General features: G+C 51.5%; 13 protein-coding genes. 2 read left to right on the forward strand and 11 right to left on the reverse strand.

The genetic code is table 11. The features are described from left to right. Positions 1-7: 7 nt before the first annotated feature. The 8 genes from ACT3RU_RS14895 to ACT3RU_RS14930 form a co-directional block, all read right to left on the reverse strand. Entirely contained in the window at positions 8-1,327 is a 1,320-nt protein-coding gene (locus ACT3RU_RS14895) for an oligosaccharide flippase family protein (RefSeq protein WP_483392815.1), read from the reverse strand. 375 nt (positions 1,328-1,702) lie between these two features. Continuing rightward, positions 1,703-2,830 carry a porin gene (locus ACT3RU_RS14900; RefSeq protein WP_483392816.1) on the reverse strand — a complete coding sequence of 376 codons (1,128 nt, stop codon included), beginning with the start codon at positions 2,828-2,830 and terminating at the stop codon, positions 1,703-1,705. A gap of 263 nt (positions 2,831-3,093) precedes the next feature. Next, complete coding sequence (locus ACT3RU_RS14905) at positions 3,094-3,867, reverse strand: ProQ/FINO family protein (protein ID WP_483392817.1); 774 nt, start codon at positions 3,865-3,867, stop codon at positions 3,094-3,096. 20 nt (positions 3,868-3,887) lie between these two features. After that, positions 3,888-4,427 (reverse strand): dihydrofolate reductase, encoded by a 540-nt coding sequence (locus ACT3RU_RS14910; protein ID WP_483392818.1) that lies wholly within the window; start codon positions 4,425-4,427, stop codon positions 3,888-3,890. Beyond that, on the reverse strand, positions 4,424-5,251 hold the full coding sequence (locus ACT3RU_RS14915) for a thymidylate synthase (RefSeq protein WP_483392835.1): 828 nt from the start codon (positions 5,249-5,251) through the stop codon (positions 4,424-4,426). The genes ACT3RU_RS14910 and ACT3RU_RS14915 overlap by 4 nt, the downstream gene beginning before the upstream one ends. A gap of 453 nt (positions 5,252-5,704) precedes the next feature. After that, on the reverse strand, positions 5,705-6,493 hold the full coding sequence (gene lgt / locus ACT3RU_RS14920) for a prolipoprotein diacylglyceryl transferase (protein ID WP_483392819.1): 789 nt from the start codon (positions 6,491-6,493) through the stop codon (positions 5,705-5,707). A gap of 198 nt (positions 6,494-6,691) precedes the next feature. Then, a complete protein-coding gene (locus tag ACT3RU_RS14925) occupies positions 6,692-7,489 on the reverse strand; it encodes a sulfite exporter TauE/SafE family protein (RefSeq protein WP_483392820.1) in 798 nt (265 codons plus the stop codon). Continuing rightward, entirely contained in the window at positions 7,486-8,661 is a 1,176-nt protein-coding gene (locus tag ACT3RU_RS14930; protein WP_483392821.1) for a response regulator, read from the reverse strand. The genes ACT3RU_RS14925 and ACT3RU_RS14930 overlap by 4 nt, the downstream gene beginning before the upstream one ends. A gap of 140 nt (positions 8,662-8,801) precedes the next feature. On the opposite strand from ACT3RU_RS14930, the gene ACT3RU_RS14935 reads away from it, so the two are divergent. Further along, positions 8,802-9,560, forward strand: coding sequence for an NRDE family protein (locus ACT3RU_RS14935; protein ID WP_483392822.1), 759 nt, complete (start codon positions 8,802-8,804; stop codon positions 9,558-9,560). A gap of 13 nt (positions 9,561-9,573) precedes the next feature. Here the strand turns inward: ACT3RU_RS14935 and ptsP are convergent, their stop codons facing one another. After that, positions 9,574-11,835: a phosphoenolpyruvate--protein phosphotransferase gene (ptsP, locus tag ACT3RU_RS14940; RefSeq protein ID WP_483392836.1), complete on the reverse strand. Its 2,262-nt coding sequence runs from the start codon at positions 11,833-11,835 to the stop codon at positions 9,574-9,576. Between the two features lie 83 nt (positions 11,836-11,918). Then, positions 11,919-12,413: an RNA pyrophosphohydrolase gene (locus tag ACT3RU_RS14945; RefSeq protein WP_087105735.1), complete on the reverse strand. Its 495-nt coding sequence runs from the start codon at positions 12,411-12,413 to the stop codon at positions 11,919-11,921. A gap of 199 nt (positions 12,414-12,612) precedes the next feature. Between ACT3RU_RS14945 and ACT3RU_RS14950 the strand changes: the two genes are divergently transcribed. Further along, positions 12,613-13,269 carry a histidinol-phosphatase gene (locus ACT3RU_RS14950; RefSeq protein ID WP_192527991.1) on the forward strand — a complete coding sequence of 219 codons (657 nt, stop codon included), beginning with the start codon at positions 12,613-12,615 and terminating at the stop codon, positions 13,267-13,269. On the opposite strand, the gene ACT3RU_RS14955 is transcribed toward ACT3RU_RS14950, so the two are convergent. After that, on the reverse strand, positions 13,266-13,715 hold the full coding sequence (locus ACT3RU_RS14955; protein WP_483392823.1) for a hypothetical protein: 450 nt from the start codon (positions 13,713-13,715) through the stop codon (positions 13,266-13,268). The two genes, ACT3RU_RS14950 and ACT3RU_RS14955, sit on opposite strands and share 4 nt — an antisense overlap. Between the last annotated feature and the right edge of the window lie 41 nt (positions 13,716-13,756).

Below are 13,756 nucleotides of genomic sequence, written 5' to 3' on the forward strand. Positions count from 1 at the left end.
TTAAAAATTAACGTTGCTGCCTGTTAGAAGCCAATATACCTCGCCAATCCACAATTAGAAAACCAAACTCCTTAAACACAATATATACAGACATGAAGTTCTGAATAACTAAACATAAAAGCAGTGAATATGCGGCGCCTTCTGCACCAAATCGCGGTATTAAAACAACAGAAGCGAGACCAGCTATCAGCACCGAATAAATGAGAATATTTCTTGCTATTTTTTGATGATCGGTCATTAACAAAAACAAAACAACAGAGCCTGTCATTACGTTAATTAACTGAGCCACGACTAAAATGCGCAGCACACTACCTCCAGACTTATACTCTTCTCCAAAGAAAGACAACACCCACTCGGGCCACGCTAAAAAAAAGATAGAAGGAATAAGTGAAAAACAAAACATCTGCATAGCACTTTTTTGTGCCAAGAGACTTAGAGCTTGTATATTATTTTCATGATGCAAACCTGAAAACCGTGGCCCTAAAATACTATCGTACACCGTTAGAATAAACCCAATGACCATTGCCATTCTTAAGCCAAGACTAAATATCGCCACTTCACTCTCGGTCTCGAACAGGCCAAGTACAATACCTAATCCCCACTGAGTATAGAAAAATATAATACCTACTAACAAAAAGTCAGGCAGACTACTATAAAAACTCCTAGAAAATGTTAGTTTATCTGTAAAGACAAGGTTACTTTTCTTATAAACACCTACTACCAACCCAAGCGCCACTACCAGGTATATAGCCAACACAGCCGCCAGCATTAATACCAAATGAATAACATTTAATGAAACACCTAGCAATATTGAACACGCTATAATCACGAGACTAAGCAAAATCGAAATACAGCCTATTTCAAATAAACAAGAAATATTGGCCTTACCCCACCCTTTTAAAATGAAATTACATAGATAAATAATAGTATACAAGGGCGCAATAGCTGCCGTTACCCTCAAGCTTGCCACCCCTAAACCGTGATCAGAGAAGAACCACTCGGATACAGCGGGTGCCAAAAACCACAGCAAGGTAGCTAATAGCACACTAAATACCAAGTTTATAATAAAGGCTTGCTTATAAACCCAGTACACTTCATCCCTGCTTTTATTTGAAAGTGCCACACCCATAAATTTTAGTGTTGCCCTATCCGTCCCTATACTGGCAAAGACCTGCAAGCCAATCATAATAGAAAAACATATCATGAAAGCGCCAAAATCTTGAACGCTCACCTGTGTAGCAAGAACATAAGAAAGCAAAAAAGTGCCGCCTGCAGCAACCCCTCTGGCGGCAAATGTTGTTAATAACTGATTTTTAACTAAGCTCATATACACTCTTTAATGAATTTATTAGCAGGTATTAAACCGCACCTTCTCTATATGATATTTTTGCGGGCATCATATCACGGCCTTTTAGGCTATACACAGCACCCGGCACTTCCTGCCGCTAATAATAAGTAGGAATAATAAACTCTTTCTTACCCCTATGCACGCGACAGAAAACTTCTGCCTCAAAAACCTCACTCAACAACTGCCTTCAAGCTTAGGCTGCACAAACAAAGCCGAGCGTATAAACGACCCTAAAGAGCTAATATCTCCCTACGAAATTGATTGTTAGCTACAAAAAAACCGGCCTCACAAGAGGCCGGTTCTATTAGGTCTGCTAGGCAGGTTACCCTTAAAGCAAGGTTATTAAACCAAGGCTTAGAAGAAGTAACGAACGCCTGTCAGCCAGTATGCATCGTCAGTCAGGTTATCAACCTGGCGACGAGTGCTGTTGTCGCTGCCACTACCAGCTTTGGCATCGTTATCGTTAACTTCCACGAACACGTCCATAGCGCTGGAAACTTTGTAGTAACCACCCAGAGACCAGGCTTTGCTGTTGTCCTTGCCGTCACGGTTGATGTTGTAGAAATCACCCGTGAATGCCCAAGGACCTGTAGTATAGGTAGCACCCAAGCCAACGGTATTGTAACCATTGTCTTTTGTTAGGTTGTTCTCCATGTAATTTGCATAGCTTGCGCTGTTGTTATTACCACGACCTTCGTAACCCAAGCGTGCAGAGAACTGGTCGGTGAACTCGTACTGACCGACTAGGCCATACATCATTTCACCGTTACCACCACCACGACGTACGTCTTCAACAAAACCCAGACCTACCGTAACAGGGCCGTTCTCATAACGAACACCACCTTGCGGTGCGATAACGTTACCTTGTTCAGAGACAACGCCGTCTCCGCGATCAAGAACAACGCCATCCGGCTGACCAACTTCACGCAGGCCACGCTCGCTGTAGTTTTTTAGCTGCAGGAAGGCAGTGAAACCAGACAGTTCAGGCGTGTAGTAACCAATGGAGTCGCCACGTGACTGTTTGCCGTTACCAGCGAAGTGCAGGCCATTGTTGATGTAAACATCGAACGGCTGGGAAACAAACTGCAGGTAGAAGCTGTCGAAGTTACCCGCTTGGAAGGTACCGTACTGCTGGCTCTGAATACCCAAGTAGCTCTGACGCAGCTCGTCAAAGCCGCTATCAGCGTCTTCCCGGCTGTTGGCTTTAAAGCGCCACTCAAGACGACCAAACGCGGTCATGTCGCTAGTGATCGCTTGGCTCATGCGCAGACCAAGACGCGAACCAACGTTGACGAATTCAGCGCTACGGTTAATACGCTCGCCATCATTGTTGTACTGCGCGCCACCACCTTCAACACCCAGACCAATACGGCCATAGATATCCAGCTTGGTGCCGTCCTGGTCATATACGGTAGCTGCTTGAGCGGCAGCCGTGGCGCTCAGGGCGCCGATGATAGCAGTCGCTAAAAGTGTCTTTTTCATGATTTAGGTTCCTTAAACTAGCTTACTGTTTCGATCGTAGCTGCCGGGCTTTAGCGCCTTCAGCAGTTGGCTTGCGGGCCGTACTCGTTTTCTCATCCTCTGGTTTTTCCCAGTGGTATGTGGCACGTCCTCAAACAAACCTTGTTATAGTCCAATGCTCGCATGTCAAACTCTATACCGGGATTCCCCCGAACGCAATAAAAAAAACAGTGTTTTTTTACGAAATATGGAATTTTGTGGAACCTCGCTAATACAACCAGGTCTCAGTGCGCTTTATACTTCTGCTGTAGGCCTTTTAGCTTATCATCCAAGCTAAGCGTCTTTGGTTGTTCGGTTTTATTTTCATTTTCGTGCGCAGGCTCACTAAGTTTAGGCGCATTGACTGTCATTTCCAAGCGAGCGCTTTCTTCTAAAGGGGCTTTTTTAGGAGTGCTTGGCACACGTGCAGGCGCTCTTCCCTCTTGCTGTTTAGCTTTACGTTTTTCCGCAGCGTGCAAAGCTGCTTCTTTATCTACCTTTCCGGCCAACTGGCCATCCAAGTCAATACGTTCTGCCCCTTCACGTACTGATTTTAAATAACGTGGTAAATTCACGTAGTTAGCCAAGGCGCGGCGAATCAACTTTCCTGACCAAGGCTCGCGCGCTGCCAGGTCTTGATGAATACCGACTTTTAAGGGCTTCGTATGGCCTTTGAAAAAGGTATCCGGGTAACGTTTATACCACTCTTTTAGAAGGGCATGAGGAGACGGCGGCTGTGCCCCCGCCTCAGTCGTCTTTGCTACTGCTTCAACACCTGAGCTTGCTGGCACGGGCTGAGGCTGCTCGGCCGGATATTGAGAAGACGGCGGCGTAACATTTTCACCCACACTCGTCGCACTTACCTGGCTTGACGTGTTGACGCTATCAAGCGTGACAGCTTGACCCATGAGTTGCTCTTTTAGCTGTATGTTCTCCCGCCGCAGGGCTTGCAACTCCCTTTGAGCCTGCTCAAGGCGCGACTCCAGGCTGTCTAATAACTGCATTACGCTGGCGGCCATACCTTCTCCTTTGACCTTTTTTAGTCTGCAGTGCGCTCATAAACTACAAAATCGTATGCCGGCTTGCCTTCAGAAGGTGTTCCAGCCACACGCTGTACTTCCCGCCACTCATCTGCTGCCAATTCGGGGAACGCAGCATCACCTTCCACCTCAACATCCACTTCTGTGATGTAAAGCCGCTGTGCGAATGGTAGCGCTTGGCGGTAAATCTCTCCTCCCCCCATCACCATAATTTCTTCAGCCGCATCAATCGTTGCCTGCTGGTCTGCCAGTGCCAAAGCGGCGGGCAAATCGTGGCAGACTCGAACACCATCGGGTGCGAACGCTTTATTATGCGTTACGACTATATTAAGCCTATTCGGCAGCGGCTTACCAATGGAGGTATACGTTTTGCGCCCCATTACCAACGGTTTCGCCTGAGTCATACGTTTGAAGAATTTAAGATCTTCCGGAAGATGCCAAGGCAGCTTACCATCCACACCAATAACACGGTTTTTGGACATTGCTACAATCATGGCAACAGGGACTAAAGATTCAAATTCATTGCTGGTAAGGCTCATACCGCCACCTTGGCTTTTATATGGGGGTGGGCGTCATACGCTTCGATGTGGATATCATCAAAGGTAAATGCAAATAAATCATTCACCTCAGGATTCAGCACCAGCCGAGGCGGTACTTTCGGCTCACGCGTGAGCTGCTCTTTCGCTTGCTCAAAATGGTTGCTATAGAGATGTGCATCCCCCAGCGTATGAACAAACTCCCCTGGCTCAAGCCCCGTTACCTGCGCCACCATCGCCAACAGTAGCGCGTAGCTTGCAATATTGAACGGTACGCCAAGAAAAATATCGGCACTGCGCTGGTAAAGTTGGCAGGAAAGACGCCCGTTTGCTACATAGAACTGAAACAGACAGTGGCAAGGCGGCAGTTTCATTTCATCAACCTGAGCAGGATTCCAGGCAGAGACTATCAACCGGCGCGACTGTGGTGTGGTACGAATTTGCTTCAATACGTTGGCAATTTGGTCGACGCTGCCCCCTTTAGGATCGGGCCAGCTGCGCCATTGATAGCCATAAACAGGGCCAAGATTGCCGTGCTCATCCGCCCATTCGTCCCAGATGCGTACCCCGTTTTGCTGTAAATAGGCAATATTGGTATCGCCTTTCAGAAACCACAAGAGCTCATGGATAATAGAGCGCAAATGCAGCTTTTTCGTCGTTATCAGTGGAAAGCCGCGTGATAAATCAAATCGCATTTGATGACCAAACACCGAGCGCGTGCCCACCCCGGTACGGTCGTCGCGGTCTACGCCATGCTCCAACACAGTGCGCATTAGATCCAAATACGGCTGTTCAAGCGCAGGTTGAGCGCTGGCATTCATCGTCATATTTGATGTAGGCGTGGTAGCAGTCACAGAGTTTCCAAAATTGCAGGCTATATAGAGGCGTATTCTAGGCCGCTTGGTTGCGAGGGTCTAGCGCGAGGGGTTAATGACTGATGAAGCATCCGCAAGCCGTAAGGCACAACGCCAATGGCACCTCTTTTACCCTTGCACCGCTGCGCGGTGCTTCCGCGGGTGCGCTGCGCTTACCACGCGCTACAAATTCACTTAACTCATTGATTATTATGTAGCGCGTGGTAACGCGCCGTGAGGAACGAACGGCAAGGCACCCGCGGGAGGCGGCGGTACGACGCCCATTGGCACCTCTCTGCATCTTGGCACCGCTGCGCGGTGCTCTCGCGGGTGCGCTGCGCTTACCACGCGCTACAAATTGGCTAACTTTTTGATTATTTGGGTGTGACGCGCCGTTGCTTTTGGCACTTACTTCACTACTGACGTTTAAACCTTGGCATCCACCGGTTGCGAGCGTGACCATGCCATAAGCACTAATCCTAGCGCGACCATGGGCACTGTCAGCAACATTCCCATGGTGACCCATCCGAATGCAAGGTAGCCAATATGCGCGTCGGGCATGCGGACAAATTCAACCAGGAAGCGGAATGCGCCGTAGCCGAGTAAAAACAGCCCTGAAATGAACCCTCGCGCGCGGGGTTTGGCAGATACCCACCACAAAATCACAAACAGCACCAGCCCCTCAAGCAGGCCTTCGTAAAGCGCTGAGGGATGGCGTGGCTCTGGCCCCATCCCGGGGAACGGCATCCCCCACGGCAACGATGTTACTCGCCCGGGAAGCTCATGGTTAATAAAGTTGCCCACTCGACCAGCGCCCAAGCCAATGGGAACCAGCGGAGCAATAAAATCCGTCAGGGTAAAAAAGGCAAGCTGCTTGCGGCGCGCAAACCACCAGGCTGCCAACAGTACACCGAGCAATCCGCCATGAAAACTCATGCCGCCATCCCACACCCGGAAGATCCATAGCGGGTCAGCCGACCACTGCCCTAATCCGTAAAAAAGTGCATACCCCAGCCGCCCACCTGCGACCACACCTATCGCACAGTAGAATATCAGATCACCAATATCATCTTTAGTAAGCCCTATCCGAGAAGCTCGCCGACAGCCCAACCACCACGCGGCGATAAACCCCACGACATACATAAGGCCGTACCAATGCACTTGAAGCGGCCCGAGGGAGAACACCACAGGGTCAATTGCTGGGTAATTCATCATTGAAATACTCTAATTACGGAGGAAGAAGAAAGTCACCATGACCATTACTACACTAGGCTTTGCACGAAAACTGCTTGCGCTCGACCATGCGGCGTTAAAAATCAGCTCAAAATACTCATTTACACATGTAAACTCCGTTTTTTCGCTGATTTTTGCCTTGCCTGGCCTTCGCTCAGCGACTTTTCATACAAACCCTAATTAAGCCAAAACGAAGCGTAGACCGACCACAGCCAACAGCAGCGCAAAGCACAACCTTAATACATGAGCAGGTAACACATGGGCCAGGCGAACGCCAACACGCGCAAACGGTACGCTGGTGACGACAATGCCAAAAAAAGCAGGCCACATCACAAACCCAGTGGCCCAGGCAGGCAAGAGGGGATGACCCCACCCCATTACAATAAAGGTAATGGCGCCCACTAATGCGATAGGCAGCCCGCATGCAGCAGAGGTACCTACGGCTTGTGTCATGGTGGCCCCACACCGAGACAACCATGGTACCGTCATTGCGCCGCCGCCGATGCCAAATAAAGCGGATATGGCGCCTACTATACCGCCGGCCACGACCATCGCAAATTTGCCTGGGGCAATAGAGTCTGGCTTGGGCGATAGACCAAAAACCATCTTGGTTGCTAACAGCAGAACAAAGATGCCAAAGAGCGTGCCCAATACGCCACCCGAAAGACTACCCGCAATAAACACGCCGCCAATGGCGCCCACCATCAAACCCGGGAGCAACGCTAGAAACCAGGGCCGATAAATACTTCCTTGACGAAAATGCCCCAGCGCAGAGGAGGCCCCGGTGATGACAATAGTGGCCAACGACGTGCCTACGGCAAGATGCATGGTGATCTCTGGCGGTATGTTTTGCAGGCCAAATGCAACGACCAGCACCGGAACGATAATAATCCCACCACCGACACCAAAGAGCCCCGCCATCGTACCTGCAGCCGCGCCCAAGGCTAAGTAACCCAGCAAGATAGCCATCACACTCATTGGCCAAGTGCCTTGATTGCGCTATCGGGCAGCCATTTGGAAATCATTCCCAGTAATTTTTCAGGTTGATAAGGCTTGGTGAGCAAGTCATTCATACCTGCTTTTTTGCATTCGGCAATGCCTGCATTGTCCGCATTGGCCGTTAGCGCAATCAGGATGCTAGGGCGCTTTCCGCTTGCCTGTTCATAAGCCCGCCAGCGCCGGGTGGTTTCTAAGCCATCAAGAGTAGGCATAAAAATATCCATAAATACTAAATCAAACGCGGTAGATTGTTGGCGCTCAAGCGCTTGTTCGCCACTACTTACACCCTCGACATCTAACCCGTGAACTTCCAGCATTTGCCGCGCCAGCATCAGGTTAACCGGACCATCATCAACCACAAGCACGCGTAAAACGTGGTTTGATACTGTATTGGCAGGTGTCACGTCGTCTTCATTAACACTTTGATAAACCAGATTGGTCAGCAACGTGCGCACATCCGCCAAGTGCTCACGGATATCCACGACCTGATGGCGACACTGCGAACATTCGTCACTTTCCAGAATGCGTCCTAAATGCTCATTCAAGTCATCAGTTTCACGCTGAAGCAGTGTTAAATAACCTGATTTTAAACGTGATTCTTCTCGAGCCCGGTCACGCCCGGCGACAAGTCGCTTTAGCTGCTGCTGTTGATGATGAATATCATCCAACAGTGCCTGATCTTCTTTTACTTGCTCGGCGGGGTGGCGTGATCGCTGAGCGCTTTCAATATAGCGCCCAAGCCCTGAAAACATTTCATTCATTTGGGCCAGGCGTCTCAGCGGTCGAACAGGCGCCCTGCTGATTTCAGGTAGGGTGTGCTTTTTGTCAGGCAACATTTGCAAGACACTAAAACGCAGCGACTCACTATGCCGTTCAAGCTCGTCCAGTTCCTGTATAAAATAGGCCTCTTCCTGTTTTGTACGTACTTTAACCAGCATCAGAAAGGCGGATACATTCATGGAACTGCCCAATAGCAGTGCAAGCGCCATCCACAAGGTGGTGCTCCATGGCACCTGTGTAGGCGACATCCACCAAACGGCGAGTCCAACCAGCATGCACAGTACGATTAACGCTGCCTGGATAAGCAATATTGGCCAGAGAATAGGCCAAATGATGGCGTTCCAGAAATGCTCTTCGCGATTGCGTTGCATGCGTTCGCGCCTTCCTGATTGGCTAGAGACAATTCACCCCGATGAGGTGATGAGCGTTACGTTACTCGCACAAGTGTACGACGATGCCCTTAAGCTGTCATGCTGAGCTTGTTGATAATGACCAATGCTGAGGACTCACTATGTGCTTGATGGCATTCGCTTGGCAACCTGGCACAGCGCTGCCCTTACGCTTGGCAGGTAATCGTGATGAACGTCATGTCCGGCCAACGGCGCCTTTAGGCTATTGGGATGACGTCCCCTCCATTTTAGGCGGGCGTGACCTTGAAGCAGGCGGCTCATGGCTTGCTGCCACACGAGGCGGTAGAGTCGCAGCGCTTACCAATGTACGCGACCTTGCGATGATGACACCAGCCGATGCGCCCAGCCGGGGCGAACTTGTCGCTAATGCGCTTCAGTGCAGCAATATTGAGCAGTGGCTAACCGACCTTGCTCACCATAAAGCTCAGCGCTACGCAGGGTTTAATTTGTTAGTCGCCACCACAGAGCGACTTTGGTATCTCCATCGCGGCCAGCACGGCATTACGCTCTGCGATGTGCCGCCCGGCGTGCATGGCCTTTCTAATGCGGAATTGAACACTCCCTGGCCAAAAGTGCAAAGCGTGCGAGAAGCACTAGCGCAAAGCTCGCTGGATAACTGGCGCTCTCCTTTGGGCCAAGCGCTGCATAATACTCAACAAGCGCCGGACTCCCAGCTACCCAAGACAGGTGTTGAGCTTGCGCTTGAGCGAAGGCTTTCTGCCGCGTTTATTCTGGGCGAGACTTACGGCACGCGCGCCACGAGCTGGTTAACGCTTGATCACCAAGGCCATATAGACATCACCGAACAACGCTTTGGGCCCATGGGTCGTTTCAAAGGCGAAACGACCCTGGCCATATAGTGAGGCAGCAGCATTAATCGCGTGGAGGCAACAGATGCGAAAGCTGCCACTCGTCCATGCGCTTATTAAGATGCTCGTGTACCTGGGAAGGCGTATCCAGGTCCATGATTTCAGCCAGTAGAGTTTTGGCATCCTGAAGTGTCACGCGTCGAATGGCCGCACGCACCTTGGGTAAGCTGGGGGCGTTCATTGAAAGCGTGTTAAACCCCATAGCCATCAATAACAGCGCCCCCGCCGGGTCACCGGCCAATTCTCCGCATAAAGAAATGGGTTTATTAAGCCGCTTGGCATCCTGGGAAAGTTCCTGCAGGGCGCATAAAAGTGCTGGGTGCATCGCATCATAAAGGCTGGAAACCCGTGCATTGTTACGGTCAACCGCCAGCAAATACTGGGTTAGATCGTTACTACCCACAGAGAAGAAGTCGACCCGCTTTGCCAGCGCATCCATTTGATAAATGGTCGCCGGCACCTCAATCATCACGCCCACTTTGGGACGCTTTATGATGATGCCCTCTTCCCCCAGTTCAATAATCGCGCGATCCAATAGTCGCAGCGCCTCATCCACTTCCTCAACATTGGTAATCATCGGGAAAAGCACATAGAGGTTGTTCAAACCATGAGAAGCCTTGAGCATGGCACGCAGCTGCACCATGAGCACTTCAGGATGATCCAGCGTTACCCGCATCCCGCGCCAGCCTAAAAAAGGATTGGCTTCTTCAATAGGGAAGTAAGGCAGGTCTTTATCGCCCCCAATATCCAGCGTACGCATCACCACGGGCAAGGGCGCAAACCCTTCCAACTGTTCGCGATACATACGCATCTGTTCTTGTTCGCCGGGGAAGCGCTCAGTAATCATAAACGGCACTTCCGTACGATAAAGCCCAACACCTGCAATACGGCTTTTAAGCAGTGCGGTGGCATCTACCGCTAGCCCCGTATTGACCATAAGCGGCATTTCATGGCCATCCGGGGTCGTACTAGGCAGGTCCTGCTCATGCTCCAGAAGCTCGCTTAACGCCTGCTCTTCCGCAATTAAGCTTTCATAACGCGACGTCAGTTCAGCCGACGGACGAACAAACAGCCGCCCACGGTGACCATCCAATACAACCGGTGCGCCATTTAAGCGTGGCAATGGTAAATCCATCATGCCCAATACCGTGGGGATACCCATAGCACGGGCGACAATGGCAACGTGCGATGTACCTGAACCTCGCACAGAAACCAACCCTTTGAGCTTCTCTCGCGGCACTTCGCCCAACATGGCGACACTAATTTCATCGCCCACTAAAATGGCATTATCGGGGTAGGTTTCAGGCGTTGAAGGCGCTCCCTCTTGCAAATGGGCCAATACCCGGCGGCCTAAATCACGAATATCCGCAGCGCGCTCGCGGAGATAATCGTCATCTACCCGTTCCAGATATTGAACGTGGCGCCGCACCACATCGGCCAGCGCACCTGGCGCCCACTGCCCTTCACGAATACGCTTTTCGACCTCTTCAGAAAGGGCTGCCTCCCCCAGCATTTGCTGGTAAACATCAAAAAGCGCCAGCTCCTGGGTGGAGATTCGACTGGCTAGACGCTCGGCCGCTGCACGAATTTCATCGCGCGTTTTACCGATCGCCTCTTTTAAACGCGCAATTTCATACGCTTCATTATTGGGAATAAGGTCTGGCACGCTATTAAGGTCAGCCGGTGGCGTAATAACGACCACCTCGCCCATGGCAATACCGGGTGACGCTGCGACCCCTTTAAACATGGCCTGCCCGCCCGGTAATGCAGGCCGCGCAAGGTTACCCGTTGCCAGCGCATGAGCCAGCACGCCTGCCAACTGAGCGGCCATGGTGACCAGGAAGGCTTCATCTTGATCATCATAGCGGCGTTTTTCAGCCTGCTGAACAACCAGCACACCCAGCATATGACGCTGGTGAATAATCGGTACGCCTAGAAAACTGGAATAGCGCTCCTCACCCGTCGCTTCAAAATAGCGAAAATGAGGGTGGAGCCGCGCGTCTTCCAGGTTCAAGGGCTCGCTGCGCTTGGCTACCAGGCCCACCAGCCCCTCCCCTAACGGCAGCACAACGTGTCCTACCGCTTGAGTACGCAGACCAATCGTTTCCATTAAAACGAGCGACTCAAGCTCTTTATCATAAAGGTAGAATGAGCACACATCGGTCTGCATGGCCTTACGGATACGACGCACCATCGTCGACAGCGCGACGTCCAGGTTGCGTGCACCATTTACTTCCTGAATAACACGACGCAATACCTCAAGCATGGACGTTTTACTTTTCACATTGTTTGCCTCGCTGAGGATCTTTTCGACAGACTTTCACCGCTCATCCAGAGCCGTGGAGCACGTTATCTTTCATCATCTTGTGCCAAGCGCTGAACGCGGGGAGAAAGCTCTCTTAGCGCGCGCCGATACACCTCTCGTTTGAACGGTACCACTTGCCCGAGTGGGTACCAATAGCTCACCCACCGCCAACCATCGAATTCAGGTTTGGGCGTTGCCGTCATACAAATTCGATTTTCCTGACAGCGAATTTTTAGCAAATACCATTTCTGTTTTTGGCCAATACACACTGGCCGTGAATGGGTACGAATCATGCGTCGTGGTAGACGGTAGCGCAGCCATCCCCGGGTACAGGCGATAATATCAACATCATCGGCGGTTAGGCCGATTTCCTCAAAAAGCTCACGAAAAAGAGCCTGTTGCGGTGTTTCGCTTGCGTTAATGCCTCCCTGGGGAAACTGCCACGCATTCTGTCCTACACGACGCGCCCAAAGCAGCTGCCCCTGGCTGTTGGCAATTATAATGCCAACATTGGGGCGAAAGCCGTCAGCGTCGATCACGGACATCACCTTATTAAATTTTCAGTTATCCCCATTTTTCCACAAGGGCGACAAGCGTATCAATACAATATAACGCTAAGTCGTGAACGCGTGCGCGGCTCGGGTGGGAAAGAACCAAGGACTCTGCGATAATCCGCCCCTTTGTTTTGCCGTTCATACCTATAAATTTCAAACGACAATCGACCACAAGGGGAGCGCCGTGAGCCTGGCTATTTTCGATCTGGATAATACGCTGATATCCATCGACAGCGATCATGCATGGGGTGAGTTTTTACTCGAGCAAGGCGCTGTAGACCCCATCGCCTATCGCGAAGCCAATGAGCGTTTTATGGCCGATTACAAGGCTGGCACGCTGGATATGGCGGCGTTTCTGGAAGTGGCACTTAAACCGTTAGCGGATAACACGCCCGAACAGTTAGCGGCCTGGCATCAGCAATTTATGGCCAGCAAGATAGAACCGCATATTTTGCCCAAGGCCGAAGAGCTATTGGCGCGGCACCGCACCCGGGGCGACACGCTACTTATTGTGACCGCGACCAACCATTTTATTACCGCCCCCATTGCTGAGCGCTTGGGCGTTGATTATTTGATCGCGGTGAATCCGGAAATGGAGAATGGCCGGTATACCGGGCGCGTCTCCGGCATCCCCAGTTATCGGGAAGGCAAAATTACCCGCTTGCATGAATGGTTAGAAGACAAGGACTTTACGCTGGACGGCGCCTGGTTCTACAGCGACTCACATAACGACCTGCCGCTGCTTGAAGAGGTTGATCACCCCGTAGCCGTTGACCCGGACGACACCCTTCGCCAGGTAGCCGAACAGCGCCAATGGCGAATCATGAGCCTTCGTGATTAGTGCTTTAACGAGAATTCCCCGCTAGGTGGCTGCGTAAGGCTCCCGCGGATGGCGGCGTCAAGCCGCCCCGGATGTGCCACCGCATTGACCCCGGCACCGCTGCGCGCTGCTTTTGCGGGTGCGCTGCGCTTACCACGCACTACGAGAATCCCCCCAAATGGCCGCGTACATCGTAGCGCGTGGTAACGCGCCGTGAGGAACGAACGGCAAGGCACCCGCGAATGGCGGCGGTACGACGCCCCGGATGTGCCACCGCATTGACCCCGGCACCGCTGCACGCTGCTTTTGCGCCGGGCCGCCGCTGCGGGTGCGCTGCGCTTACCACGCACTACGAGAATCCCCCAAATGGCCGCGTACATCGTAGCGCGCGGTAACGCGCCGTGAGGAACGAGCGGCAAGGCACCCGCGAATGGCGGCGCCAAGCCGCCCTGGCTAAATAACAGCAATAAAAAACCCCGCAAGCAGTGCTTGCGGGGTTTGCATTAGC

This window comes from Halomonas sp. TP35, assembly GCF_052375975.1.
GTDB lineage: Bacteria > Pseudomonadota > Gammaproteobacteria > Pseudomonadales > Halomonadaceae > Vreelandella > Vreelandella citrativorans.